The organism is Amycolatopsis sp. BJA-103 (assembly GCF_002849735.1).
Lineage (GTDB): Bacteria > Actinomycetota > Actinomycetes > Mycobacteriales > Pseudonocardiaceae > Amycolatopsis.
In genome coordinates this window covers 3,550,260-3,574,680 of record NZ_CP017780.1, presented here as the reverse complement: position 1 = coordinate 3,574,680, position 24,421 = coordinate 3,550,260, and the positions used below count along the sequence as shown (strand labels likewise).

The following is a 24,421-nucleotide window of genomic DNA, read 5'->3' as shown; positions in this document are numbered from 1 at the left end:
GGGTGGTCGGCCGGACAGCCGGCCGACCACCCGATCCCTCAGTCCGCGACCCAGCTGCCGTGGAAGCCCAGCGGTACCGGCCTCGGCAGGTGGATGCGGGCCAACGGCTTCGCGGTGAAGTCCTGCGCCGAGAGGATCACCAGGTCCGAGGCGTTGCGGTCGGGGTTGTTCACGTAGGCCAGGGCGTAACCGTCGTCTTCGGACTTGCCGCGCGACGACGGGACGAACACCGCCTCGCTCGCGTCGGCGCCCCGGCCGAAGCGGTGCACCTCGGACCGCCCGCTGAACAAGTCGTGCTTGATCAGCGCGTTGCCGAAGGTGTCGGCCGGCTTGTCGAGGTAGACGTCGAACAACTCGCCGGGGGAGGCCGAGTAGCCGTACCGGTGCCGTCGTGACACCAGGCTTTCGTTGACTCGCGGGAACTCCTGCGGCCGGTCGTCGAGGACGCGGCGCCGCACCCGTCCCTGTGCCAGGTCGATCGTCCAGCGCTCCAGCACCGGCGGGCCCGACGCCGACGGACCACCGAAGCCCTGCTTGCCCGCCACCTCGAACGGCGCCGGCATCGTCGTCAGGTCGACCACCACCGTGGAGCCCTGCTCGTAGGCGTTGAGCGTATGCGAATAGAACACCGGATCCACGCCGAACCAGCGAACCGGCCCGCCGTCGCGTTTCATCACCCCGACCCTGGCCGGATGATGCGTGTTCCACTTGTAGGGCACGATCTTGCCGGGCTGCGGATCGAAGGTGACCGGTACGTCGAAGACGACCACATAGTTCTTCGTGAGCCCGAAGTCGTGCATCATCGGACTGTCGGTGACCGGGATCCGGGTCGTCCGCACCACGCGGCCGGTCCGGTCGACCATCAGATGCCGCACGTGGTCCCAGGTCGGGTGGTAGGTCACCGCGTGCAGTTCGTCGGCGAGGGCGTCGAACTTGGTGTGCGCGGTGTAGGAACCCTCCAGTGAGCCGCTGAAATCGAACGGGCCCAACGTGTTCAGCTCGCCGTCGAGTTCGTACGGCGGGGCGCCGGACTCCTGCAGGGTGAGGATGCGGCCGTGGTGGCTGATCACGTGCGTGTTCGGCGCGAAGTCCTGCTCGGGCACGGGCCACGGGTACCGCTCGCCGAGTTTCGCCGCGACACCGGAAGAACGCACCCAGCGGTTGCGATACCACTCGGCCTTCCCGTCGCGCAGCCGGACGCCGTGCACCATCCCCTCGCCCAGCATCCAGTGGTGAGCGCGCGGGTCTTCGAGCCCGAGGACGTTCGGGCCGGTGCGCAGGTACCGCCCGCAGAGGTCCTTCGGGATGCGCCCGGTGACCGGAAGGCCGAACGCGGTCACTTCCTCCTTGACCGGCGCGAAGGCCCCCTCGACGAACGGGTAGCGAGCCTTCGCCGGACTTTGCGCGGCGAAGGCGGATCCGCTGTTCCCGTAGGTCGCGGCCACCCCGCCGATCGCCAGTGCCGCCGCTCCCCGGAGCACGTTCCGCCTGTTCGGTTCGTTCATGGTCGATCCCCCACCATCGGAAGTAAACTGTGTATGCCATGAACAGTGTATGCCTTTACCGGTTTTGGGTGCAACAATGCCCCGATGGACGACGACAAGATCGAGTTGCTGCCGCCGGGCACCGCGCCGGCGTGGGGGTACACCCCGGCGCCCCGGCGCGGGCCGAAACCGGGCTACAGCCTCGAGCAGATCGTCGACGCGGCCATCGCGCAGGCCGACGCGGAGGGTTACGCGGCCCTGTCCATGCCGTCGATCGCCAAGCGCCTCGGCATCACCGCGAACGCGCTCTACCGGTACCTGAGCTCCAAGGAAGAGCTGCTCGTCCTCGTCGCCGAATCAGCGTGGGGGCCGCCGCCGGAGTCGTCGGACGACGACTGGCGGGGCTCGGTCACCGCCTGGGCTCGGGCGCTCCTCGAACGCTGCCGTCGTCACCCGTGGTTGATCGACCTTCCGGTGCGCAACGCGCCGACCACGCCGAACCTGCTGGGCTGGCTGGAGAACTTCCTGGAAGCGATGGCGGACACGGGCTTGAGCACCCGCGACGTGATGGGCTGCGTGGTGCTCGTCGACGGCTGGGTGCGCAGCACCGCGGCGCTGGTGCGTGACGTCAACGCGAGCGCGCCCGACCGGACCCTGGCGCTGACCGAGTTCCTCGCGCCGCGCCTGCGGGAGCGGGGCTACCCGCGCGTCGCCGCGGTGATCTCCGGTGAGGCCTACGGCGAAGACGGCATCGACGACGGCGACGTCGAATTCGGCCTCGGCCGCATCCTGGACGGCATCGAGGCGCTGATCGTCAGCCGGTGAACAACCGGTCGAGCCGGTAGTCGACGAGTTCCGCGGCCTGTGCCGTGTCGTAGGCGCCGACCAGGATGCCGGTGACGAGCCCGGCGGACATCGTCGCGAGGGTGGAAGCTTCCAGGCGGGGGTCGGCGTCGGCCGGGATGTCACCCTTCGCCTGGGCCTTCCCGAGTAGATCCGCCAGTGCGCGGATCAAGTGGGGCAGCAGCGGTTCCTGGTCGGGATCCTGACTTCCGCGGGTGACGTCGACGGCGAAGTAGGCGATCTGCACGGCGGCCAGCATGCGGCCGCGCTCGCCTTCGGGGAGGACTCCGGTGAGGTAGGCGCGCACGATGGCGCGTTCGCCGCCGGTCTCCATGGCCTTGCCGATCGTCTTCCCGGCGATCTCGCCGGTCAGTTCGACGATCCGCTGCCAAGCGAACCGCAGCATCTCCTCCTTGGTCGGGAAGTAGTACTGGACCAGGTTCATCGAGATGCCCGCCTCCGCGGCGACCGCACGCAGTGTGACCGCCTGCAGGCCTTGGGCGGCGGCGATCCGGAAGAGCGCCTCGGCGATCTCGCGCCTGCGCTCTTGGTGGTCGACACGTTTCGGCACGCGATCACTCTGCCATGTCGTCGAGAGGTGGCCGGAGCGGCCACGGAATGTTATCGTGCAAGTGCACCATAAAAACTTCGAGGAGGCACGATGCTGGGGGAGTTCACCGACAAGAAGGCGGAAGAGCGCTTCTTCGCCACCTACGACGCGATCCTGCGGAAGTGGCCGGTTCCCGCCGAGGAACTGGACGTCGAGACGAGATTCGGCCCGACCCGCGTTCGGTCTTGCGGTCCCGAAGACGGCCCGCCGGTCGTCCTGCTTCCCGGCGGGATGGGCACGTCGTTGTCCTGGTATCCGCATGTCGCGGAACTCGCCGTGCGGCACCGGATCCACGCCGTCGACACGATCGGCGAGCCGGGGTGGTCGATCCAGACCGCGCCCATCGAGTCCACAGAGGACTGCGCGGACTGGCTCGCCGAGGTCGTCGACGGGGTGCTCGCGGGAACCGGCCACGACAAGGTCTATCTCGCCGGAGTGTCGCGAGGTGGCTGGCTCGCTTTGAATCTCGCGTCCCGGACGACCGACCGGATCGCCGGCGTCGTCACCTTCGAAGCCTCGGGATTCGGCGTGATCGGCCGGAGCTTCATCTGGTGGAGCTTGCGTGAGATCTTCCGCTGGTTCCTGCCGAAATGGCTGCTCCGGCTGGTGGCGTCCGGGGATCCGGACGTGCGGCACACCATGCGACCCCTGCTTTTCGCTGCTCTGAAGTACAAGCAGCACCTCCCCGAGATGCACCTGTTCGGCGACGACGAGCTGTACGCCATCGACGTACCCACCCGGATCGTCGTCGCCGAACGCAGTGTCATCCACGATGCCCGCGCGGTGGCGGCCCGGCTCGAATCCTTGAGCCCGCACCTCCGCGTCGAGGTCGTGCCCAAGACCACCCACGGACTGTCCCTCGAGAAACCCGGACTCGTCACCGCCCGGATCCTCGAGGCCGCACCGGTCAGTTCCGGGGCGTGACGTCCGGCCATGACGGGGAGCGTCCCAGCAGTGCGACGATCGTGTCCAAATCGGACGGTCCCGAGCCGTCGACGGCCGGGCCGAAGGCGGCGCCCGGTGCCTTCCGGTTCTGCCCGTTCGGAATCGACTCGGCGAACTTCAGTCCGGCGTCGAGCACCTCCTGCTGGAACTCGATCGGGAGGCCGAGGGTCTTGGCCACGTCCCAGGAGTGCACCAGGTAGTCCACGAAATGGAAGCCCAGTGCCTGCTCCGCGGTGAAGGTGATTTCGGTGGAGAACTCGGGAAGCGCGAACTTGCGGGCGTCGAGGTCGTGGGGCACGAAGGCGTTCAGGACCCGCTTGACCGAGTCGCGGTAGGTGGCGATGGGGTCTTCGCCCAGCGGGACCAGGCGCCAGTAGTCGAGGTGGCTCTCGCCGTCGGCCGAGGCGGCGAAGCCGTAGTGCTGGGTCGCCATGTGCGCGAGGAGGCCGTGCAGGGTCCAGGCGGTGCAGGGGGTCGGTTTTTCCAGGTCGCTGGGGGTGATCTGGGAGACGAGGTCGAGGCTCGCCCGGACCACGATGGCGTCGAGGATGCGGAGTTCATCGATAGGCATACGCACATCATCTACATGTGCGTACGAGTTCGTCAACCGGTTTCGCGAGTCCGGTCGGTATGGTCTGCGCATGGCGGAGCAGAGGAGGCCGGATCTCGCGGCGATGCTCGGCGGGCTGATGCGACGGCTGATGACCGCCGAGACGCCGGTGCTGGCCGAGCACGGGTTGACGATGTGGGGCTACGTGGTGCTCAGCGCCCTCGACGACGGGCCCGTCCGCACGCAGGCCGCGCTCGCCAAGGCGATCGGCGCGGACAAGACCCGGATCATCGGCACCCTCGACACCCTCCAGGAAGGCGGCCTGATCACCCGCGAGCCCGACCCGAAGGATCGCCGGGTCCGGCTGCTGGGGATCACCGAAGACGGCCGCGCCGCGCGAAGGTCGGCCCAGTCGCGGATCCAGGAGCAGGAGGAGCGGCTCCTCGACCAGCTTCCCGCCACCGACCGCAAGGCGTTCCTCCGCGCCGCGCTCGCGCTTTCCGAAGCGCGATGGCCGTGACCCGGGGCCTACGCCAGGACCTCGGTGACCATCCCCGCCGGGTAACCGGACGGCGTCCGGTGCCACCACGCGCTGAAAGCCTGGGCAAGCCGCCGCGGCACCTCGATCTGCGCACCGCCGTCGTGGAAGTCGATCGTCACCAGCACGGCTTCGATTTCCGTGTCACCCCAGGGGATTCGCCGGATCAGCTTGGCGTAGTCGGCGCTGGCGGACACGAACGTGACCACCTTGGTCGCTCCGATCCGGCGCGCTTCCCCGATGACGGCGTCTTCGAGTACACCGGACGGCCAGTCGCTGAGCTTCAGCTTCCGGTCGTAGTAGGAGATCGGCTCGTCGGCGCGCAGGATTCCGTAGCCACCGCTGAGGATCAGCGTCCGTCCGTGTTCGACGGCCTCGCCCAGCGCGCCGCCGACGTTCCGGTAGAAGTGCCCGTTGTAGCGGAGCCACGCGGGCCGCAGTCCGCCGCTGTCGACCTTGGACCTCGCCAGGACATCTGCCCTCACGTGAAGCACCGGTTCCGGCCAGACCGCACTGGTTTCCCCGGATGCGTCACCGCCCCGAATCTTGGCCTTCGAAGGGCCGAGGATCGTCAGCGCCTCGCGTGGATCAATCGTGTCCAGGACGGTTTTCACCGGGGAGACCGTATCAGCGGAACCAGGTCGAACCGCCGCCGTTCGGCGACGGGAGCATGCCGTGACTGGGCGGCCACAACGCCGCCGTCGGCACCTGTTTCAGCTGCGCGCGCAGGGAATGCACCGGCAGCGGCCGTTTCCGCGTGAGCATGGTCGTCGTCCGCGGGTGCAGGTCCACGAACGGGTACGTGGCGTGGAGCGCGCCGAGCCGCCGTTCGAGCCGCAGGCTGCGTTCGGTCAGGTCGGCGGACCCCAGCGCGGGCTGGACGAGCAGGAACTCGCCGGTGCTCAGCCGGACGGCCTGGTCGAGCGGGCGCAGGTCCTCGCGGATCAGATCCGCGATGTTCTGTTCGGTGTGCATCCTGACCCGGTCGCCATGGCGCCGCCCGACCTCGGTGAGGTCGTCGACGGTGATGAGGATCAGGCCGAGCGGGACGGTGTCGGTCGACGCGCCCAGCCAGCCGGCGATCCCGGCCATGGTCGCGAGGCCGGTGTCGGGATCGGTCGCGAGGGCCGGTCCCTCCGGTTTCGGCGACGGCCGTCGCTCCAGCCGGGCGGCGAGGTGACGCAGAGCCGCTTCCGCGCGGTTCTCCACCGGCGCCGCCGCCGGGGTCGTCACGCTGTTCAGGACCTCGTCGATCTTGATCCGCGCGGTGGGCGGCAGCCGATCGCCGAGCGCGTCACGCAACCGGACGACTTCGGCGTAGGCCTCGTCGCGGCGGAAACCCCAGCGGCCTTGGAAACGGCGGGCCGCTTCGACGGACGTCGCCGAGGGGTCGACGTCGTCGAGGTCCTGGGCGACGACCGAGCCGCCGAAGGTCGGGGTGAGCACCGCGACCGACCATTCGCGGGCGAGGTTCTCGTCGGCGCGCAGCAGTACCGGGGTCACGCCGTGCGGCAGGTCCGGGCGGCCGGAATCGACCATGCCGACGACGGTCACGGCCGCGCGCCGGGCGATCCTGGCGTAGACCTCGCGTTCCCGCTCGAAGTACGGCAGGCGCTGGAAGAGCGCGAGGACGACCATGTTCTCGTCGGTGCCTTCGGCGAGCGCGGCCCGTTCGACGGCGTGGGAAGCGATCACCAGCGCGCGTTTCGACAGCACGCCCGCGCGCGCTTCTCCGTCGGTCATCGAATGCATCGCTTCCGTGTGGGGACGAGCACATCAGGCTAGAAGAGCGGGCGGCGTCCGCCTAGCTACACGATGGTGTGACCCTCGCTGACCGGACGCTGATCGGCCCCGGGCATGCTGGAGGGAACCAGACCGCGGAAGGGAGACCATGTCGCCACTCGTCGTGCACGGCCTGTGGTCCCGTGGCCGCGGAATCGTGCTGTGGGGTGAACACGGAGACCGCCCGGCGACGACGTCGATGCGGCCGTCGAGCGCCGCGCGGCCGCATCCGTTCGCCGCGTCGGTCGCGGATCTGACCGAGCTGCACCCCGGGAAACCGGCGTCGGCCGTCCTGCTGCTGCCGTCACGGCGTGGCGGCCCGGTCGCCTCGCCCGAGCTGGGCACCCGCGGCCGTCCACAGCAAGAACTGTCGCTGGAACCGTGGTCGGTCCCGGCGCTCCTGATCGACCCGTCCGAGCTGGGAGACCTGGCGGACACCGTCAGCTACGGCACCTCGGTCCGCCACCTGCGCGCCGTCGTCCGGCTGGCCGACGACCTGGTGCGCCGCGGCCGCGTGCTGCCCACGCTCGTGCGGAACGAGATCGTGGCGCGAGCCCGGTGGCGGCCGGTGGCCCGGGGCGGCGACGCCGTCACACTCCGGGCACTGATCGCGGCCACCCCGCCGGTCGGCCGGGCCGAACACACCCGGCCAGGCCCGGCGGCGCTGGTCACCGACGCGCTCCACACCCTGGTCGACGCCGCCGTCCGCGATCGTCTGGCAGCCGCGGGCCACGCCTCGGAGAGCGACGGACGCGAAGGGCCGTTCGGGTCGTGGCTGCACGCGCTGAAGAGCGCCGACGACCGGATCGGCCAGGCGCCGGGACGGATGGGGATCGTCGCCGAGGGCATCGCGGCCTGGGACGCCGTCGGCGACACCGACCTCACCGAGGGCACCGTCTGCCTCCGGCTCGACGAGGTCCCCACGCTGCATGGCCCGGCGGACGATCCGGACGACCAGACCGGTGACGGAACCAAGTGGCAGTTGCACTTCCTTCTGCGCTCCGCCGCCGATCCCAGTCTCCAGCTCCCGGCCGAGGACGTCTGGTCCGGCAGCGCCGGTGCGAAGTTCACCGACCCCGAAGGGCTTTTCGCCGCCGAACTGGAACGAGCGGCGGGAGTGCTGCCGCTGCTCGATCCGGCGATCCGGGTGGAGAAGCCGGGCATCTACGACCTCACCGTCGCCGAAACCGTGGAGTTCCTCGACGGTGGCGCGGAACAGCTGGTCGCGGCCGGTTTCGACGTCCAGCTCCCGGCGAGCTGGGGCGGCAGGCGAAAGCTCGCGCTCAAGCTGTCCGTCCGCGGGGCGCCCGTCGACCAGGCCGCCGTGCACCGCCTCGGCCGCCACCAGCTCGCCTCCTACCGCTGGGCGCTCGCCGTCGGGGAAGACGCGCTGACCGACGAGGAACTGGCCGGGCTCGCCGCCGCGAAGTCGTCACTGGTGCGGTTGCGCGGCCGCTGGGTGAGCGTGGACCCCGAACTGCTGCGCGCCGGTCTCGAGTACCTGCGCCGCGACCCGGATCGCGAGAAGCCGCCGCTGCCCACCCCGGCGGACCTGCTGGCCCTGCTCCGCGGAGGCTTCGAAGCGCCGCTGCCGGTCACCGAGGTCACGACCGACGGCTGGATCGACGACTTCCTCACCGGGCGTGCCCAGCGCACCCTCGAGCCGGTCGAGCCGCCGCCGACGTTCCTGGCGACGCTGCGGCCGTACCAGAGCCGGGGCGTCGCCTGGCTCGCCTTCATGACGTCGATCGGGCTCGGTGCCTGCCTCGCCGACGACATGGGGCTCGGCAAGACGGTCCAGCTTCTCGCGCTCGAAGCGATCGAACGGGCACAGGACGACAACACCGGGCCGACGCTGCTCGTCTGCCCGATGTCGTTGCTCGGGACGTGGCAACGCGAAGCGGCCAGATTCGCGCCGGAACTGCGCGTCCACCTTCACCACGGCGCCGATCGTGAGCACGGGGCGCGGCTGGCGGCGCGGATCGAGGGCGCGGACCTCGTCGTCACCACCTACTCGACCGCCGCCCGCGACGCCGACGAACTCGCGGGCACCCGGTGGCACCGGCTCGTCCTCGACGAGGCGCAGGCGGTCAAGAACCAGAACACCGGACCGGCCCAGGCCTTGCGCCGGATCCCCGTCGGCCACCGGGTCGCGCTGACCGGGACGCCGGTGGAGAACCGGCTCGCCGATCTGTGGTCGCTCTCGGATCTGCTCAACCCCGGCGTCCTCGGTGGCAGGCAGGAGTTCCGCGAGCGGTTCGAAGTGGCGATCGAACGCCGGGGCGATCTCGCCGCGGCCACCGAGCTGCGCCGGCTGACCCGGCCGTTCCTGTTGCGGCGCCTCAAAACCGATCCCACCGTGCTCGCCGACCTGCCCGAGAAGATCGAGATCCTCCAGGAGTACCGCCTCACCCGCGAACAGGTGACGCTGTATCGCGCGACCGTGGACGAGATGATGACCAAGATCGCCGACAGCGCCGGGGTCAAACGGCGCGGCAACATCCTCGCGGCGATCACGAAACTCAAGCAGATCTGCAACCACCCCGCGCATCTGCTGCACGACGGTTCGCCGATCGGAAGCCGGTCCGGCAAGGTCAACCGGCTCGAAGAACTCCTCGCGGAGATCCTGGAGTCGGGCGACCGCGTGCTCTGCTTCACGCAGTTCGCCGAGTTCGGTCACCTGCTGGTGCCGCATCTTTCGCACCGGCTGAACGCGAAGATCGCCTTTCTGCACGGCGGGTTGTCGCAGCGCCGCCGCGACTCGATCGTCGAGCATTTCCAGTCGGGCGAAGGCCCGCCGATCCTGCTCGCGTCGCTGAAGACCGGGGGAGCGGGGCTGACGCTCACCGCGGCCACCCACGTCCTGCATCTCGACCGGTGGTGGAATCCTGCGGTCGAGGAGCAGGCCACCGACCGGGCCTTCCGCATCGGCCAGCGACGGAGTGTCCAGGTCCGGAAGTTCGTCTGCCCCGGCACCATCGAGGAACGGATCGACGCCGTCATCACGAAGAAGGAAGCGCTGGCGGGTCTCGTCGTCACCGACGGGGAGGACTGGCTCACGGAGCTGTCCACCGCTTCGCTGCGCGAGGTCTTCGCGCTGGGACGGGAGGCGGCCGATGACTGAAGGATTCCGCCGGGCGTTCGAAGAACTCGGCGTCCACAAAGGACTCGTGCCGCCCTGCCGGGTCGACACGCTGACGATCGGCCCCGGCGCCGCCATCGCCCAGGTGCGGGTGACACGGCAACGGTTCTACGAGGTCCGCGTCGGCCTGCCGACGTTCGGCAAGCAGGTGTGGACGGCGGTCGTCGCCGCCGTGGTCGCGGACGAGGCCACGACCACGGCCCTGCTCGACGGGCGGGTCCCGGACGACATCGACCGCTTCTTCGCCGCGGAGCAGGTACCGCTGTTCCCCGAAGCGGCGTGGGAACTGTCGCTGGACTGCACGTGCCCGGGCACCCGAGTCCCGTGCGACCACCTCGTCGCCGGGCTGATCGCGCTCGCGGACGAAGCGGACCCGTTCGCGATCTTCGCGCTCCGCGGACGGGACCGCACGGCGCTGCTCGAAGAGATCGGACGGCAGGCGGGCGCCCGGGTCACGGCGCCGTCGGCGGAAACCGAGACGGCCGCCCTCGACGAGGTGATGGACGACTTCTTCGGCTGGGGCCCGGCCGGGGACGTCACGAACACGCGACGACCCCCGGCCGGGGACCCGTTGGGACTGCTCGACGAGGTCCCGCCGCTCAAGGCCACGGTGGACGGAACCTCGGTCACCGCCCTGCTGCGACCGCTCTACCGGGTGCTCACCGGTCAGGAGTGAAGGAACTTCGGCTCGCGCTTCTCGGTGAACGCGGCCATGCCCTCCTTCTGGTCCTGGGTGGCGAAGGTGCCGTGGAACAGGCGCCGTTCGAACCGGAGCCCGTCGGCGAGACCGGTCTCGAAGGCCTGGTTGACGGCCTCCTTGACCATCATGGCCGCGGGACGGGACATGCTCGCGACCTTCGCCGCGACCGCGAGCGCCTCGTCGAGCAGGCTCTCCGCCGGGACGACACGGGAGACGAGTCCCGACCGCTCCGCTTCGGCCGCGTCGATCATGCGGCCGGTGAGGCACAGGTCCATCGCCTTGGCCTTGCCGATCGCGCGGGTGAGCCGCTGCGAGCCGCCCATGCCGGGGATGACGCCGAGGGTGATCTCCGGCTGGCCGAACTTGGCGTTGTCCGCCGCGATCAGGACGTCGCACATCATGGCGAGTTCGCAACCGCCGCCGAGCGCGTAGCCGGAGACCGCGGCGATCAGCGGGACGCGCACGCGGGACAGCGCGTCCCAGCCGGCGAACCAGTCGGCCGCGTAGACGTCGCTGAACGACTGCGGCTGCATCTCCTTGATGTCCGCGCCCGCCGCGAAGGCCTTGGCGGAACCGGTGAGGACGATGGCGCCGACGTCGGGATCCTGGCCGAGTTCGCCCGCCGCCCCGGTGATCTCCCGCATCGCTCGCAGGTTCAGCGCGTTGAGGGCCTTGGGGCGGTTGAGGGTGATCAGGGCGACGCGGTCGCCCGCCCGTTCGACGGTGATGGTCTCGTACTCGCTCATGCGGTGGTTTCCTTGCCGAGAAGGCCGTCGCGGACGGCGGTGATGATGGCGGAGAAGTCCCGGCCGGGACCGTCCCGTTCGACGAACGCCGCGTAGAGTTCCGCGGCCCTCGTGCCGAGCAGGGTGGCGACGTCGTTGTCCCGGGCGGCGGATTCGGCCAGCCTCAGGTCTTTCAGCATCAGGCCGCTGGCGAATCCGCCGCTGTAGTCACGGTTGGCGGGGCTGGCCGGGACAGGGCCGGGCACCGGGCAGTTGGTGGTCAGCGCCCAGCACTGGCCGGACGCGGTCGAGGCGACGTCGAACAGCGCCTGGTGGGTGAGGCCGAGTTCCTCGCCGAGCGCGAACGCCTCGGAGACGGCGATCATCGAGACGCCGAGGATCATGTTGTTGCAGATCTTCGCCGCCTGACCGGCGCCCGACGCTCCACAGTGGATCGCCCTGGCACCCATGACGCCGAGCAGGGGCCCGGCCGCGGCGAACGCCTCCGGATCGCCGCCGACCATGAACGTCAGCGTTCCGGCCTCCGCGCCGACCACGCCGCCCGAAACCGGCGCGTCGACCGCCCGGTGCCCCGCCTCCAGGACCAGTTCGGCCACCTGACGGGCGTCGGCGACGTCGATGGTGGAGCAGTCGACGAACAGCGTGCCGGGCCGCGCGGACGGCAGGATCTCCCGATAGCAGTCGAGGACGTGCTTGCCACTCGGCAGCATCGTGATGACGACGTCGGCCCGCGCGACGGCCGCGCTCGCGGTGTCGAACCTGGCCACGCCCTCGGAGCGGGCGGCGGGAGCCGGGTCGTAGCCGTGGACGGTCTCACCGGACTCGACCAGGTTGGCGGCCATCGGGCCACCCATGTTGCCGAGACCGAGGAAGGCGATCGTCATCGGGCCACCCCGTTCCACTCCGCGTCGCCGAGATCGGCGAGGTAGGCATCGACGAGCTTGTCCGCCACCTCGGGCAAGGTGGCAGGCGACCACTTCGGCGAGCGGTCCTTGTCGATGATCTGGGCCCGGATGCCCTCGACGAACTCGGCCGAGGAGAGCGCGTGGGTCGAGATCCGGAACTCCTGCGCCAGCACAGCCTCCAGATCGGGCAGCGCCGCGGCGCTGCGGAGCGCGCGCAGGGTCACCTTCAGCGCGGTGGGGGACTTCGCCTCGATCTCCTTGGCGGCGGTGGCCGCCGCGTCACCCCCGGAGTGGAGCCGGGTGAGGATCTCTTCGACGGTGTCGGCCGCGTAGCACTGGTCGATCCAGTCCGCGTCCTTGGCCAGCACGCTCGGAGGCGCTTCCTCGGCGAACAGTTCCAGCGCGTTGTCCGGAGTGCGCGACGCGAGCGCGTCGAGGAGGTCCGGAACCCGTTCGCTCGGCACGAAGTGGTCGGCGAGTCCACAGTGGATCGCGTCGGGGCCGGAGATCGACCCGGCGGTGAGCGCGACATGCGTGCCGAGTTCACCGGGGGCGCGGGACAGCAGGTACGTGCCGCCGACGTCCGGGACGAAGCCGATGCCGGTTTCGGGCATGCCGATCCGGGATCGTTCGGTGACGATCCGGTGGCTGCCGTGCGCGGAGACCCCGACCCCGCCGCCCATGACGAGACCGTCCATGAGCGCCAGGTACGGCTTCGGGTACCGCGAGATGAGGGCGTTGAGCCGGTACTCGTCGGCCCAGAAGCGCAGGGACGCGGTGCCACCGGTGCGGGCGTCGTCGTAGATCGCGCGGATGTCGCCGCCCGCGCAGAGCCCGCGGTCGCCGGCGCCGTCGATCAGCACCGCGCGGACCGCCGGATCGGAACGCCACGCTTCGAGGCGCTCGAGCATGGCGAGGACCATGTCGTGGTTCAGCGAGTTCAGCGCACGCGGCCGGTTCAGCGTGATCCGGCCGATTCCACTGTGGACGAGGAAGTGGACGTCGTTCACGAAGCCTCCTGCAGCATCCGGCGCGAGATGATCACGCGCATGATTTCGTTGGTCCCTTCGAGGATCTGGTGCACCCGCAGGTCGCGGACGATCTTCTCCAGCCCGTATTCGGCGAGGTAGCCGTAGCCTCCGTGCAGTTGCAGCGCCTGGTTGGCCACCTCGAACCCGGTGTCGGTGCAGAACCGCTTGGCCATCGCCGAAAGCTGGGTGGCGGTGTCCTCGCCCTGGTCGAGCGCGTCCGCCGCCCGCCACAACAAGGTCCTCGCGGCTTCGAGATCGGTCCGCATGTCGGCCAGCCGGAACTGCAACGCCTGCTTCTCGGACAGCTTCTCGCCGAACGCCGAGCGCTCCGACAGATGCCGGACGGCCATGCCGAGTGCGGCTTCGGCGCCACCGAGGGAACAGGCCGAGATGTTGAGCCTGCCACCGTCCAAAGCGGACATGGCGACCCGGAACCCGTTGCCCTCGCCGCCGAGCAGCGCGGACGCCGGGACACGGGCGTCCTCGAAGATGACCTGCCTGGTGGGCTGGGCGTTCCAGCCCATCTTGATCTCGTTGGGGCCGAAGGAGACCCCGGGCGTGTCCCGGTCGACGATGAACGCCGAGATGCCCCGGGCACCGGGACCGCCGGTGCGGGCGAGCACGACGTGGACGTCCGAAGTGCCCGCGCCGGAGATGAACTGCTTGACGCCGTCGAGCACGTAGTGGTCGCCGTCGCGGCGGGCACGGGTGGAGAGCGCCGCCGCGTCGGAACCCGCGTCCGGCTCGGTGAGGCAGTAGCTGCCGAACGCGTCCATCGTGGACATTCGCGGGAGGTACCGGTGCCGCTGGGCGTCGTCGCCGAACTTGTCGATCATGGTCGCGACCATGTTGTGGATCGAGATGTAGGCGGCCAGCGACGGGCAGCCGCCGGCGAGCGCCTCGAACACGAGGACGCCGTCGAGCCGTCCGAGCGCGGAGCCGCCGAGGTCTTCGGGCAGGTAGATGCCGCCCATGCCCAGCTGGGCGGCCTTGCGGAGGACGTCGACCGGGAAATGCTTGGCCTGGTCCCATTCGATCGCGTGCGGGGCGAGGTGTTCCGCCGCGAACTCCGCGGCGGTCTCACACAGGGCCCGCTGTTCGTCGGTCAGTCTCATCGTGGCCTCAGCTCATCGTCGGGATGACGAAGCTGGCGCCTTCCTTGGTGCCCGAAGGCCAGCGCGAGGTGACCGTCTTGGTCTTGGTGTAGAACCGGATCGAGTCCGGTCCGTGCTGGTTGAGGTCGCCGAAACCGGAGCGCTTCCAGCCGCCGAAGGTGTGGTAGGCGATCGGGACCGGGATGGGCACGTTGACCCCGACCATGCCGGTGTTCACCCGCGAGGTGAAGTCGCGGGCCGTGTCGCCGTCGCGGGTGAAGATCGCGACGCCGTTGCCGTACTCGTGCTCGCTGGGCAGCCGCAGCGCTTCCTCGTAGTCGGCCGCGCGCACGATCGACAGCACCGGGCCGAAGATCTCCTCGCGGTAGATCCGCATGTCGCTGGTGACGTGGTCGAACAGGCAGCCGCCGAGGAAGAAGCCGTTCTCGTGACCGTCCACAGTGGTCTCGCGGCCGTCGACCAGCAGTTTCGCGCCCTCGGCGAGGCCGACGTCGATGTAGTCGCGGACGCGCTGGACGGCTTCGGCGGTGACCAGCGGCCCGAAGTCGGCCGTCTCGTCGAGCGAAGCACCGATCTTCAGCGTCTTGACGCGTTCGGTCAGCCGGGCGGCCAGCGCGTCTGCGGTGGCTTCACCGACCGGGACGGCCACGGAGATCGCCATGCAGCGTTCACCCGCGGAGCCGTACCCGGCGCCGATCAGCGCGTCGACGACCTGGTCGAGGTCGGCGTCCGGCATCACGATCATGTGGTTCTTGGCGCCGCCGAAGCACTGCGCGCGCTTCCCGTGCGCGGCCGCGGTCGTGTAGATGTACTCGGCGATCGACGACGAGCCGACGAAGCCGACGGCCTCGACGCGGGGGTCGGTGAGCAGCGCGTCGACGGCTTCCTTGTCGCCGTTGACCACGTTGAACACACCCGGCGGCAGGCCCGCTTCGAGGAAGAGTTCGGCCAGCCGCAGCGGGACCGACGGGTCGCGTTCGGACGGCTTGAGCACGAAGGAGTTGCCGCAGGCGATCGCCGGGGCGGCCTTCCACAACGGGATCATCGCGGGGAAGTTGAACGGCGTGATGCCGGCGACCACGCCGAGGGGCTGCCGCATCGAGTAGACGTCGATGCCGGTGCCCGCGCTGTCGCTGTACTCGCCCTTGAGCAGGTGCGGGATACCGATGGCGAACTCGACCACTTCGAGGCCACGCTGGATGTCGCCGCGCGCGTCGGGAACGGTCTTGCCGTGTTCGGACGAGAGCAGGCGGGCGAGGGAGTCCTCTTCCGCGCGGACGAGGTCGACGAACTTCATCAGCACGCGGGCCCGCTTCTGCGGGTTCCAGCGGGCCCATTCGAGCTGGGCCTGCGCCGCGTCGGCGACGACGGCGGCGACCTCAGTGGCCGAAGCGAGCGGGACGCGGGCCTGAACGGCGCCGGTGCTGGGGTCGAAGACGTCGGCGAACCGGCCGGACGTACCCGATACCGGCTTACCGCCGACGAAGTGGCTGAGTTCGGTGCTCATGGAAGCCCTTTCCGAAAGTACGCAGGACGAAGCCGCCCGAAGACCACGATCGGCGGCCGGGCAGGGGAGTACGGACGACTTACCGCCGGGGTGGTGGCGGGTCGGCGACTTTCGCGCAGGCAGGAAGAATCCGCATGCGTTCAGCTCCATCCTCGTGGACGAACACGACACGTCTGCGGCCGGTATCCTGGCTCCCGGATCCGCGGCGGCTCCGGCCTTCCCGGCTCGCGCCAGTGGCCTTCTCTGCGGGAGCGCCGCTCCCCGGTCACAGTGGCGGGACCGCACCGGATTTTCACCGGCTTCCCTGCACCGCAGACCTGTGGACACCATAAAGTAGGAAGTCCGACTATGTCGAGGACAAGGGTGTGGCGTACGCCTCAGGTACGCGATGGGTCTCGTGAGTGGTAGGGGCGGTATCCCCCGCCCGGCTGCCGGCCGTGGCCTTCACGGTGGCCGGGATCAGTGGCTTCGGTCGTGAGTGGCGTTTCGGGTTATTGAGGGGTAGGGCAAAGGTGTCGTTGTGGCTGAGCCCAAGGTGAGCGAGGGCGTGACTCGCGTGATCAGACGCCGAACTCCCTGATCGCCGCCCAATCACCCGTGATCCGTCTCTGATCACGGGTGATCGCCGCCCGATCACACGTGAGCGTCCATCCCGCCTGAACACGACACGTTCGACCTTCCCCTCAATAGCCCGAATCGCCACTCACGACCACCTCGCCTCACACGGTCTGAACCTTCAGCTCCGGCCAGGAACGGGGTCACCCGGGGACAACGGTGTTGTGAAAGCCACTTTCCCAACCTTCACCGTTGCGAAAGTGGCTTTCGCAACGCCCACCCTGCGAACGAAAGACGGCACGAGCACGCAAGGTTTGCCCTTCTCCTCGATAACCTGCCACTCACGAGAGTGGCGGGTAGGGCAGCAGGCTGGACGAATGCTCGTCGACCCGCATCGGTTTCCCGATCGCGGGAAAGGCGCGCTGCGGGCACGCGGGCCGTTCGCAGACCTTGCACCCCATTCCGATCGGGGTGACGGCCGCGCCGGTGCCGAGCGCCAGCCCGTCGGAGTACACGAGCCGCCGCGCGTGCCGGAGTTCGCAGCCGAGCCCGATCGCGAACGTCTTGCCGGGATCGCCGTGCCCGCCCGCCGCGCGGGAAACGGTGCGGGCCAGCCAGAAGTACTTCTTTCCGTCCGGGAGTTCGGCGACCTGCGTGAGGATCCGTCCCGGTGAGCTGAACGCCTCGTAGACGATCCACAGTGGACACGAGCCGCCGACGCGGGAGAAGTGGAACCCGGTGGCGGACTGACGTTTCGAGATGTTGCCCGCACGGTCGACCCGTACGAAGGAGAACGGCACGCCGCGGGTGCCCGGTCGCTGCAAAGTGGACAGCCGATGGCAGATCGTCTCGAAGCCGACGCCGAAGTGGTCGGACAGGCGCGTGATGTCGTAGCGGTAGCGTTCCGCCGCGCCGAGGAAAACGCGATACGGCAGCACGAGCGCGCCCGCGTAGTAGTTGGCCAGACCGATCCGCGCGAGCCGCCGGGCGGTGTCGCCGCTGAACTTCCCGTCGTCGACGAGCCGGTCGATCACGTCGCCTGCCTCCAGCAGCGCCAGCTCGGACGCGAGCCGGAACGCGGCCTGACCGGGGCGCAGCGCGGGGGAGAGGCGCAGCGTCTTCTCGCGCGTGTCGAAGTGGTGCTGATCGGCGCCGAGGGATTCGGAGACCACCTTGACGCCGTGACGGTCCAGCAGTCCGGCGGCCAGTCCACTGCGGACTTCACCGGGGTGGAGACGCAACTCGGCGGCCAGCTTCTCCGCGGGAGCGTCCAGTTCCGTGACGTGGTTGCGGCGCAGATAGAACCAGTCCCGGATCTCCTCGTGCGGCTGCTGCGCGGTCGACCGGTCGAGTCCCTGCTCGGTCACCAGCGTGGCGATGTTCTCCACGGCTTCGCGGTAGCGACGGTGCAGCGCGACGAGTGTCCGCGCCACCTCGGGCAGCGTGGTGGTCAGCGCGTCGACCTCGCCCGCGGAGATCGCGCCGCTGACGGTGTTGTCGCCGAACACCTCGCGGACGTCGGCGACCAGCCGGGCGGTGTCGCGGGCGGCGAAGAACTCCGTGTCCACGCCGAAGGTCTCGGTGAGCTTCAGCAAGACCGGCATGGTCAGGGGCCTGCCGTTGTGTTCGAGCTGGTTGACGTAACTCGGCGAGATCTCCAGCAGTCTGGCCAGTTCGGACTGCGTCATGGACCGGCCTTCGCGCAGCTGGCGCAGCCGGGCACCCGCGTACATCTTCTCCACAAATCGACTGTAACAAGCTTTACAAGCGGTTCGCGAACGTTCACAACTCTTCACAGCGCTGTGGGCTAGCGACGGTCGCGAGGTCGGTGCCACGCTCGTGACAGAGCACCACAAGGTTCACAAAGGGAGTGCGGATGAGCGCGGAGATCGCCCGAGCAGGCGTCGTCGGGGCCGGTCGGATGGGGGCCGGAATCGCCGAGGTGTGCGCCCGGTCCGGCCTGGACGTCGTGGTGTGCGAACAGGACGCGCCGTCCGCCGACGCAGGCCGCGCGCGGATCTTGGCCTCGCTCGATCGGGCGGTCCGGGCGGGCAAGCTCGGCCGCCCGGAGGCCGAACGCGCCGCCTGGCGGCTGCGGTTCACCACCGACGTCGGCGAACTGGCCGACCGTCAGCTGGTGATCGAAGCCGTCGCCGAGGACGAGCAGGTCAAGCTGGAGCTGTTCGCGACACTCGACAAGGTCGTGACCGATCCCGCCGCGATCCTCGCGTCGAACACCTCCTCCCTCCCGATCATGCGGCTGGCGATGGCCACCGGCCGGGCCGAACAGGTCGTCGGCCTGCACTTCTTCAATCCGGTCCCGGTGCTGCCGCTGGTCGAGGTGGTCGGCTCGCTGCTGACCAGCGCGTCCACAGTGGACCGCGCCGAACGGTTCGCCCGCGACGTCCTCGGCAAGCAGACCGTACGGGCACGCGATCGGGCCGGGTTCGTGGTCAACGCACTGCTCGTGCCGTACCTTCTGTCGGCCATCCGGATGGTGGAGTCGGGCTTCGCCGCCGCGTCCGATGTGGACCGAGGAATGGAACTCGGTACCGCGCATCCGATGGGCCCCCTGCGCCTGACCGACCTGATCGGCCTCGACACCGTGGCCGCGATCGCGGACTCGCTCTACGCCGAGTTCAAGGAAGCGCTCTACGCGCCACCGCCCCTGCTGCTGCGCATGGTCGACGCCGGGCTGCTCGGCAAGAAGACCGGCCGCGGATTCCACGTCTACGAAGGAAAGTGATGATCGACCACACCGTCCGCACCCACCGATCCGCCGAATCGCTGCCCCGCGAGGAGCAGCTCGCGTGGAAGCTCGCCTCGGTCGCCACCGACGACGTCCCGGTCACCCCCGTGGTCGCGGCCATGGTGATCAACCGGGTGATCGACAACGCCGCCGTGGCTGCCGCGTCACTCGCGAGGCGCCCCGTCCGCTCGGCCCGCGACCAGGCCTTGGCGCATCCGGGAAAGCCGGGTGCGGCGGTGTTCGGCGTCGCAGGCCGGTACTCCCCGGAATGGGCCGCCTGGGCCAACGGCGTCGCCGTGCGCGAACTCGACTACCACGACACCTTCCTCGCCGCGGACTACTCGCACCCCGGCGACAACATCCCGCCGGTCCTCGCCGTCGCCCAGCACACCGGGCGCACCGGCGCGGACCTGCTCCGCGGGATCGCCGCCGGATACGAACTCCAGGTGAACCTCGTGCGCGGGATCTGCCTGCACGAGCACAAGATCGACCACATCGCCCACCTCGGCCCGTCGGTCGCGGGCGGTCTCGGCGCGTTGCTGGGCCTGGAGACCGAGACCGTGTACCAGGCCATCGGGCAGGCGTTGCACACCACGACGACGACCCGCCAGTCCCGCAAGGGCGAGATCTCCTCGTGGAAGGCCTACGCGCCCGCGTTCGCCGGGAAGGCCGCGATCGAGGCCGTCGACCGGGTGATGCGCGGCGAAGGCGCGCCGAGCCCGATCTACGAGGGCGAGGACGGTTTCGTCGCGTGGCTGCTGAGCGGTCCGGACACCGAGTACACGGTACCTCTGCCGGCGCCGGGCGAGGCGAAACAGTCCATTCTGGACACTTACACCAAGGAGCACTCGGCGGAGTACCAGAGCCAGGCGCTGATCGACCTCGCGCGGCGGCTCGGCCCGAGGATCGGCGAGCTCGGCAAGGTCGAGCGGATCCTCATCCACACCAGCCACCACACGCATTACGTGATCGGCTCCGGCGCGGGCGATCCGCAGAAGTACGACCCCCTCGCCAGCCGCGAAACACTGGACCACTCGATCCCGTACATCTTCGCGGTCGCCCTGCAGGACGGTGTCTGGCACCACGAGCGGTCCTACGACCGGGCTCGCGCGACACGGCCGGACACGGTCGAACTCTGGCAGAAGGTCACCACCGTCGAGGATCCCGAATGGACTCGCCGCTATCACGCGCCCGAACCGGCGTTCGGCGGCCGGGTCGAGATCACCCTCGCCGACGGCAGGGTGCTGACCGACGAGATCGCCGTCGCCGACGCTCACCCGGCCGGGGCACGGCCGTTCGCCCGGGAGCAGTACGTCGCCAAGTTCCGTACGCTGGCCGACGGGGTGATCGCCGCCGCCGATCAGGACCGGTTCCTCGACACGGTCACCCGGCTCGGGGAACTGGACGCGGCCGAGGTCGCCGGGATCGTGCTCCCGGCCGGGCTCGACGCCGCGCCGACGAGCAAGGGGATCTTCTGATGCTGCACGCCACTCCCTCCGCCGCGCAGAAGCGGGCCGCCTTCCGCACCGGGCTGAATTCCGGGACGCTGCAACGCCTTCCCGGCGCGTTCAACCCGTTGTCGGCCAAGCTGATCGAGCGGCGCGGCTTCGAGGGTGTCTACGTCTCCGGCGCGGTCCTTTCGGCGGAGCTCGGCCTGCCGGACATCGGGCTGACCACGCTCACCGAGGTCGCCGGGCGGTCGCAGCAGATCGCCCGGGTCACCGGGCTGCCCGCGCTGGTCGACGCCGACACCGGCTTCGGCGAACCGATGAACGCCGCCCGCACTGTGCAGGTCTTGGAGGACGCCGGCGTCGCCGGGATGCACCTCGAGGACCAGGTGAACCCCAAGCGATGCGGTCACCTCGACGGCAAAGACGTCGTCGAACGGGACGTCGCGGTCCGGCGGATCACCGCCGCCGTCGCCGCCCGCCGCGATCCGGACTTCGTCATCGCCGCCCGTACCGACGCCGCGGCCGTGCACGGCATCGACGACGCCATCGACCGCGCCAAGGCCTACGCCGACGCCGGAGCCGACCTGATCTTCCCCGAGGCGATGCGGGACGCGGGCGACTTCGAGCGGCTGCGCGCCGCCGTCGACGTCCCGATCCTGGCGAACATGACCGAGTTCGGGAAGAGCGAACTGCTGGACGTGAAAACGCTGGAATCGCTCGGCGTGAACGTCGTGATCTACCCGGTCACCCTGTTGCGCCTGGCCATGCACGCCGCGGAAGCCGGGCTCGACGCCATCAGCGCGCAGGGCACCCAAGCGGATCTGCTCGACCGGATGCAGCACCGGCGCGATCTCTACGACCTGCTCGATTACGAGTCCTACAGCACTTTCGACGAGAACGTCTTCACTTTCCGCGTCTGAGAGGACGACCATGTCCGCACCCAGTATCCACAAAGGACTCGCCGGAGTCGTCGTCGACACCACCGAGGTGTCGATGGTCAACCCCGACACCAACTCCCTGACCTACCGCGGTTATCCCGTCCAGGACCTGGCCGGGAAATGCCGTTTCGAGGAGGTCGCGTACCTGCTTTGGCACGGCGAGCTGCCGACACCGGAGCAACTGGCCGCCCAGAACGAGGCCGAGCGGGCACACCGGACCCTGCCGGGGGATCTCGTGCTGACCCTGCTCTCGCTGCCGGAAACCGCGCATCCGATGGACACCCTGCGCACCGCGGTGAGCATCCTGGGCGCACACGACCCGCACGAGGACGACAACGGCCTCGAAGCCAACCGTGCCAAGGCACTCCGGTTGTTCGCCGCGCTGCCCGCAGTCGTCGCGCTCACCCAGCGGCGCAGGCACGGCCTGCTCCCGCTCGCGCCGCGCGACGACCTCGGCTACGCGGAGAACTTCCTGTACCTGACGCTCGGCGAGGTTCCCGAACCCGTGATCGTCCGGGCCTTCGAGACTTCGCTGATCCTCTACGCCGAGCACAGCTTCAACGCTTCGACGTTCACCTCACGTGTCGTCACGTCCACGCTGTCGGATCTCTACAGCGCCGTCACCGCGGCCATCGGCGCGCTCAAGGGCCCGCTGCACGGCGGTGCCAACGAAGCCGTCATGACGACGTTCGAGGAGATCGGCACCGCCGCCGACGCGGAAGCCTGGCTCACCGCGGCGTTGGCGGACAAGCGCAAGATCATGGGCTTCGGGCACCGTGTCTACAAGAAGGGCGACTCCCGCGTGCCCACCATGCGCCGCGCCCTGCAGGAGATCGCGGAACTCCGCGACGGACACCACCTGCTCGATCTCTACGAAGCCTTGGCCCGTGCGATGTCCGACGCGAAGGGCCTGCACCCCAACCTGGACTACCCCGCGGGCCCGGCGTACCACCTGATCGGCTTCGACACCCCCGTGTTCACCCCGATCTTCGTCGCCGCCCGGATCACCGGCTGGACCGCGCACATCGCCGAACAACTGGCCGACAACAGCCTGATCCGGCCGTCGAGCGCGTACACCGGGCCGACCGAACGGCTGCTCGGCAAAATGCGGTGAACGCCAGCGGAAATCGTGCGCGGTCTGGTAGTTGTCGGATATGAGCGATCAGCCGACGGCGGCGGAACTGGCGAACGAAATCCTCGACGCCCTGGCCGCCGAGATCCCCTTGATGGCGACCTTCGACGACATCCCCGGCCACGATCACGAGCTGAGGGACGTCTCCGAGGCGGGCGACGCCCGGCTGCGGGAGATCGCCGTCCGGGTCGGAGAACAGGCCGCGAGGTCCACCGACCCGGACCGGGTCACCCTCGGCGTGGTCACCCACCACGCCGAAGGGCTCCTGGCCAGGCTGGACTCCGGGAAGATCGAGTTCATTCTCGCCGAACCCATGGCGGCGGAAGGCGCAGGGTTGCTGTCCTGGCTTCCTCAGCTGGCGCCGTCGGGGGAGCAGGCCGAGGAGGACTACCTGGCCAGGATGGCCGCGATCCCCGGGTTCCTCGCGGGCCTCGGTGACCGGTATCGCGCCGGGATCGCGGCGGGACGGACACCGGTGGAACGCGCCGTCGGCAACGCCATCGCCCACGTCGATCGGTTCCTGGCCATCGAGCCCAACGGCCTGCTGCTCCCGCCGCTGACCGGTGACCGCGAGGCGAGGCGAGCCCGGCTGTTCACCGACGAGGTCCGGCCCGCACTCGTCGCCTATCGCGACATGCTCGCCCGCGACGTCGCCGGGCGCGGACGTCCCGACGAACGACCGGGCCTTTGCTGGCTGGACGGTGGCAAGGAGAGCTACGCGCGGCTGGCCCGCACGCACACCACCACCGGGGTCTCGCCGGAGGAGTTGCACGAGACCGGCCTCGAAATCGGCCGGGCCCTGGACGAGGAGTACCGACGGCTCGGCGCCGCCGTGTTCGGCGAGGAAGACCCCGACGAAGTCCGGCGCCGGTTGCGCACCGATCCGTCGCTGTGCTGGCAGAACGGGGAAGAGATGGTCACGACCGCGGTGGAAGCGATCGCGCGTGCCACGGCCGCCGCTCCCGGCTGGTTCCGTCGCACGCCGTCCGCCGAATGCGTCGTGCGCGCCGTACCGGAATCGGACGGGCCCTCCGCCTCGCAGGCGTACTACATGGCACCGTCGGGCGACGGCACCCGTCCGGGTATCTACTACACCAACACCTATCGGGTGGAGGAGCGGTTCCGGTTCATCGCCGAGTCCGTCGCCTTCCACGAAGGCGTTCCGGGACATCACTTCCAGGCCGGCATAGCCCACGAACTCGACGGGGTGGCGCCGCTGCGCAAACTCGTCCCGCTCTCGGCCTTCGACGAGGGCTGGGCGCTCTACACCGAACGGCTCGCCGACGAAATGGGCCTGTACTCCGACGACCTGATGCGGCTGGGCATGGTCGCCGAGGACTCCCTGCGCGCGGCGCGGCTCGTCGTCGACACCGGGCTGCACGCCCTGGGCTGGACCAGGCAACAAGGAATGGACTATCTCGCCGCACACTGCGTGCTCGGCGACCTCGAGGCGCAGTCCGAGATCGACCGGTACATCGAATGGCCCGGCCAGGCGCTGTCGTACATGACGGGCAGGCTGGAGATCCAGCGGTTGCGCGCCTTCGCCGAGGAGCGGCTGGGCGGGGCCTTCGACATCCGCGACTTCCACGACGTCGTGCTGAGGCACGGGCAGGTTCCGCTGCCCGTGCTCGGCGACATCGTGCGGGAGTGGGTCGAGTCAGAGCTTCGGTAGTGCCGGGCACGCGGCGCCGGGAGCGG

The 24,421-nt window shown here is 69.6% G+C and carries 21 protein-coding genes and 1 riboswitch; of the genes, 10 read left to right on the top strand and 11 right to left on the bottom strand.

From position 1 onward, the window contains the following. Positions 1 to 38: 38 nt before the first annotated feature. Positions 39 to 1,505: a carotenoid oxygenase family protein gene (locus tag BKN51_RS15520; protein WP_101608344.1), complete on the bottom strand. Its 1,467-nt coding sequence runs from the start codon at positions 1,503 to 1,505 to the stop codon at positions 39 to 41. An 84-nt stretch (positions 1,506 to 1,589) separates the two neighbouring features. Here BKN51_RS15520 and BKN51_RS15515 point away from each other — a divergent pair, with 84 nt between their 5' ends. Next, entirely contained in the window at positions 1,590 to 2,309 is a 720-nt protein-coding gene (locus BKN51_RS15515; RefSeq protein WP_101608343.1) for a TetR/AcrR family transcriptional regulator, read from the top strand. Here the strand turns inward: BKN51_RS15515 and BKN51_RS15510 are convergent. Then, complete coding sequence (locus BKN51_RS15510; RefSeq protein WP_101608342.1) at positions 2,299 to 2,898, bottom strand: TetR/AcrR family transcriptional regulator; 600 nt, start codon at positions 2,896 to 2,898, stop codon at positions 2,299 to 2,301. The two genes, BKN51_RS15515 and BKN51_RS15510, sit on opposite strands and share 11 nt — an antisense overlap. A gap of 90 nt (positions 2,899 to 2,988) precedes the next feature. Here BKN51_RS15510 and BKN51_RS15505 point away from each other — a divergent pair, with 90 nt between their 5' ends. Next, positions 2,989 to 3,861 carry an alpha/beta fold hydrolase gene (locus BKN51_RS15505; RefSeq protein ID WP_101608341.1) on the top strand — a complete coding sequence of 291 codons (873 nt, stop codon included), beginning with the start codon at positions 2,989 to 2,991 and terminating at the stop codon, positions 3,859 to 3,861. On the opposite strand, the gene BKN51_RS15500 is transcribed toward BKN51_RS15505, so the two are convergent. Then, positions 3,845 to 4,453, bottom strand: a complete 609-nt coding sequence (locus BKN51_RS15500; RefSeq protein ID WP_101608340.1) for a TIGR03086 family metal-binding protein — start codon at positions 4,451 to 4,453, stop codon at positions 3,845 to 3,847. The genes BKN51_RS15505 and BKN51_RS15500 overlap by 17 nt on opposite strands. A gap of 70 nt (positions 4,454 to 4,523) precedes the next feature. Here BKN51_RS15500 and BKN51_RS15495 point away from each other — a divergent pair, with 70 nt between their 5' ends. Next, positions 4,524 to 4,952: a MarR family winged helix-turn-helix transcriptional regulator gene (locus tag BKN51_RS15495; RefSeq protein ID WP_101608339.1), complete on the top strand. Its 429-nt coding sequence runs from the start codon at positions 4,524 to 4,526 to the stop codon at positions 4,950 to 4,952. Positions 4,953 to 4,960: 8 nt separating this feature from the next. Here the strand turns inward: BKN51_RS15495 and BKN51_RS15490 are convergent, their stop codons facing one another. Beyond that, a complete protein-coding gene (locus tag BKN51_RS15490; RefSeq protein WP_233223144.1) occupies positions 4,961 to 5,455 on the bottom strand; it encodes a YaaA family protein in 495 nt (164 codons plus the stop codon). Between the two features lie 142 nt (positions 5,456 to 5,597). After that, the gene (locus tag BKN51_RS15485; protein WP_101613230.1) at positions 5,598 to 6,713 is read right to left on the bottom strand and encodes a DICT sensory domain-containing protein; all 1,116 of its coding nucleotides are present in this window, start codon (positions 6,711 to 6,713) and stop codon (positions 5,598 to 5,600) included. 148 nt (positions 6,714 to 6,861) lie between these two features. On the opposite strand from BKN51_RS15485, the gene BKN51_RS15480 reads away from it, so the two are divergent. Together BKN51_RS15480 and BKN51_RS15475 are read left to right on the top strand one after the other, a co-directional pair. Beyond that, a complete protein-coding gene (locus BKN51_RS15480; RefSeq protein WP_101608337.1) occupies positions 6,862 to 9,876 on the top strand; it encodes a DEAD/DEAH box helicase in 3,015 nt (1,004 codons plus the stop codon). Continuing rightward, the gene (locus BKN51_RS15475; RefSeq protein WP_101608336.1) at positions 9,869 to 10,570 is read left to right on the top strand and encodes an SWIM zinc finger family protein; all 702 of its coding nucleotides are present in this window, start codon (positions 9,869 to 9,871) and stop codon (positions 10,568 to 10,570) included. Before BKN51_RS15480 ends, BKN51_RS15475 begins: the two co-directional genes overlap by 8 nt. On the opposite strand, the gene BKN51_RS15470 is transcribed toward BKN51_RS15475, so the two are convergent. The 6 genes from BKN51_RS15470 to BKN51_RS15445 form a co-directional block, all read right to left on the bottom strand. After that, the gene (locus BKN51_RS15470) at positions 10,561 to 11,340 is read right to left on the bottom strand and encodes an enoyl-CoA hydratase (protein ID WP_101608335.1); all 780 of its coding nucleotides are present in this window, start codon (positions 11,338 to 11,340) and stop codon (positions 10,561 to 10,563) included. The two genes, BKN51_RS15475 and BKN51_RS15470, sit on opposite strands and share 10 nt — an antisense overlap. After that, positions 11,337 to 12,224, bottom strand: a complete 888-nt coding sequence (gene mmsB / locus BKN51_RS15465; RefSeq protein ID WP_101608334.1) for a 3-hydroxyisobutyrate dehydrogenase — start codon at positions 12,222 to 12,224, stop codon at positions 11,337 to 11,339. Before mmsB ends, BKN51_RS15470 begins: the two co-directional genes overlap by 4 nt. Further along, positions 12,221 to 13,255, bottom strand: coding sequence for an enoyl-CoA hydratase/isomerase family protein (locus BKN51_RS15460; RefSeq protein WP_101608333.1), 1,035 nt, complete (start codon positions 13,253 to 13,255; stop codon positions 12,221 to 12,223). Before BKN51_RS15460 ends, mmsB begins: the two co-directional genes overlap by 4 nt. Continuing rightward, positions 13,252 to 14,391 carry an acyl-CoA dehydrogenase family protein gene (locus BKN51_RS15455; RefSeq protein ID WP_101608332.1) on the bottom strand — a complete coding sequence of 380 codons (1,140 nt, stop codon included), beginning with the start codon at positions 14,389 to 14,391 and terminating at the stop codon, positions 13,252 to 13,254. Before BKN51_RS15455 ends, BKN51_RS15460 begins: the two co-directional genes overlap by 4 nt. A gap of 7 nt (positions 14,392 to 14,398) precedes the next feature. Continuing rightward, a complete protein-coding gene (locus BKN51_RS15450) occupies positions 14,399 to 15,898 on the bottom strand; it encodes a CoA-acylating methylmalonate-semialdehyde dehydrogenase (RefSeq protein WP_101608331.1) in 1,500 nt (499 codons plus the stop codon). Between the two features lie 160 nt (positions 15,899 to 16,058). After that, positions 16,059 to 16,244, bottom strand: a riboswitch (cobalamin riboswitch). Positions 16,245 to 16,794: 550 nt separating this feature from the next. Next, positions 16,795 to 18,195, bottom strand: a complete 1,401-nt coding sequence (locus BKN51_RS15445; RefSeq protein WP_101608330.1) for a short-chain fatty acyl-CoA regulator family protein — start codon at positions 18,193 to 18,195, stop codon at positions 16,795 to 16,797. Between the two features lie 134 nt (positions 18,196 to 18,329). Here BKN51_RS15445 and BKN51_RS15440 point away from each other — a divergent pair, with 134 nt between their 5' ends. The 5 genes from BKN51_RS15440 to BKN51_RS15420 are packed head-to-tail and all read left to right on the top strand — an operon-like array spanning position 18,330 to position 24,395. Continuing rightward, positions 18,330 to 19,199, top strand: coding sequence for a 3-hydroxybutyryl-CoA dehydrogenase (locus BKN51_RS15440; RefSeq protein WP_101608329.1), 870 nt, complete (start codon positions 18,330 to 18,332; stop codon positions 19,197 to 19,199). After that, entirely contained in the window at positions 19,199 to 20,680 is a 1,482-nt protein-coding gene (locus BKN51_RS15435; RefSeq protein WP_101608328.1) for an MmgE/PrpD family protein, read from the top strand. Before BKN51_RS15440 ends, BKN51_RS15435 begins: the two co-directional genes overlap by 1 nt. Next, positions 20,680 to 21,573: a methylisocitrate lyase gene (gene prpB, locus BKN51_RS15430; protein ID WP_101608327.1), complete on the top strand. Its 894-nt coding sequence runs from the start codon at positions 20,680 to 20,682 to the stop codon at positions 21,571 to 21,573. The genes BKN51_RS15435 and prpB overlap by 1 nt, the downstream gene beginning before the upstream one ends. Before the next feature lie 10 nt (positions 21,574 to 21,583). Continuing rightward, a complete protein-coding gene (locus BKN51_RS15425; protein ID WP_101608326.1) occupies positions 21,584 to 22,705 on the top strand; it encodes a bifunctional 2-methylcitrate synthase/citrate synthase in 1,122 nt (373 codons plus the stop codon). 40 nt (positions 22,706 to 22,745) lie between these two features. After that, entirely contained in the window at positions 22,746 to 24,395 is a 1,650-nt protein-coding gene (locus tag BKN51_RS15420; protein WP_101608325.1) for a DUF885 domain-containing protein, read from the top strand. Positions 24,396 to 24,421 lie beyond the last annotated feature (26 nt).

What these genes read in the sequence shown, in the direction of transcription:
- BKN51_RS15520 (WP_101608344.1), bottom strand. Translation starts at nt 1,505, where the DNA reads ATGAACGAACCGAACAGGCGGAACGTGCTCCGGGGAGCGGCGGCACTG.
- BKN51_RS15515 (WP_101608343.1), top strand. Translation starts at nt 1,590, where the DNA reads ATGGACGACGACAAGATCGAGTTGCTGCCGCCGGGCACCGCGCCGGCG.
- BKN51_RS15505 (WP_101608341.1), top strand. Translation starts at nt 2,989, where the DNA reads ATGCTGGGGGAGTTCACCGACAAGAAGGCGGAAGAGCGCTTCTTCGCC.
- BKN51_RS15500 (WP_101608340.1), bottom strand. Translation starts at nt 4,453, where the DNA reads ATGCCTATCGATGAACTCCGCATCCTCGACGCCATCGTGGTCCGGGCG.
- BKN51_RS15495 (WP_101608339.1), top strand. Translation starts at nt 4,524, where the DNA reads ATGGCGGAGCAGAGGAGGCCGGATCTCGCGGCGATGCTCGGCGGGCTG.
- BKN51_RS15485 (WP_101613230.1), bottom strand. Translation starts at nt 6,713, where the DNA reads ATGACCGACGGAGAAGCGCGCGCGGGCGTGCTGTCGAAACGCGCGCTG.
- BKN51_RS15480 (WP_101608337.1), top strand. Translation starts at nt 6,862, where the DNA reads ATGTCGCCACTCGTCGTGCACGGCCTGTGGTCCCGTGGCCGCGGAATC.
- BKN51_RS15475 (WP_101608336.1), top strand. Translation starts at nt 9,869, where the DNA reads ATGACTGAAGGATTCCGCCGGGCGTTCGAAGAACTCGGCGTCCACAAA.
- BKN51_RS15470 (WP_101608335.1), bottom strand. Translation starts at nt 11,340, where the DNA reads ATGAGCGAGTACGAGACCATCACCGTCGAACGGGCGGGCGACCGCGTC.
- mmsB (WP_101608334.1), bottom strand. Translation starts at nt 12,224, where the DNA reads ATGACGATCGCCTTCCTCGGTCTCGGCAACATGGGTGGCCCGATGGCC.
- BKN51_RS15455 (WP_101608332.1), bottom strand. Translation starts at nt 14,391, where the DNA reads ATGAGACTGACCGACGAACAGCGGGCCCTGTGTGAGACCGCCGCGGAG.
- BKN51_RS15450 (WP_101608331.1), bottom strand. Translation starts at nt 15,898, where the DNA reads ATGAGCACCGAACTCAGCCACTTCGTCGGCGGTAAGCCGGTATCGGGT.
- BKN51_RS15440 (WP_101608329.1), top strand. Translation starts at nt 18,330, where the DNA reads ATGAGCGCGGAGATCGCCCGAGCAGGCGTCGTCGGGGCCGGTCGGATG.
- BKN51_RS15435 (WP_101608328.1), top strand. Translation starts at nt 19,199, where the DNA reads ATGATCGACCACACCGTCCGCACCCACCGATCCGCCGAATCGCTGCCC.
- prpB (WP_101608327.1), top strand. Translation starts at nt 20,680, where the DNA reads ATGCTGCACGCCACTCCCTCCGCCGCGCAGAAGCGGGCCGCCTTCCGC.
- BKN51_RS15425 (WP_101608326.1), top strand. Translation starts at nt 21,584, where the DNA reads ATGTCCGCACCCAGTATCCACAAAGGACTCGCCGGAGTCGTCGTCGAC.
- BKN51_RS15420 (WP_101608325.1), top strand. Translation starts at nt 22,746, where the DNA reads ATGAGCGATCAGCCGACGGCGGCGGAACTGGCGAACGAAATCCTCGAC.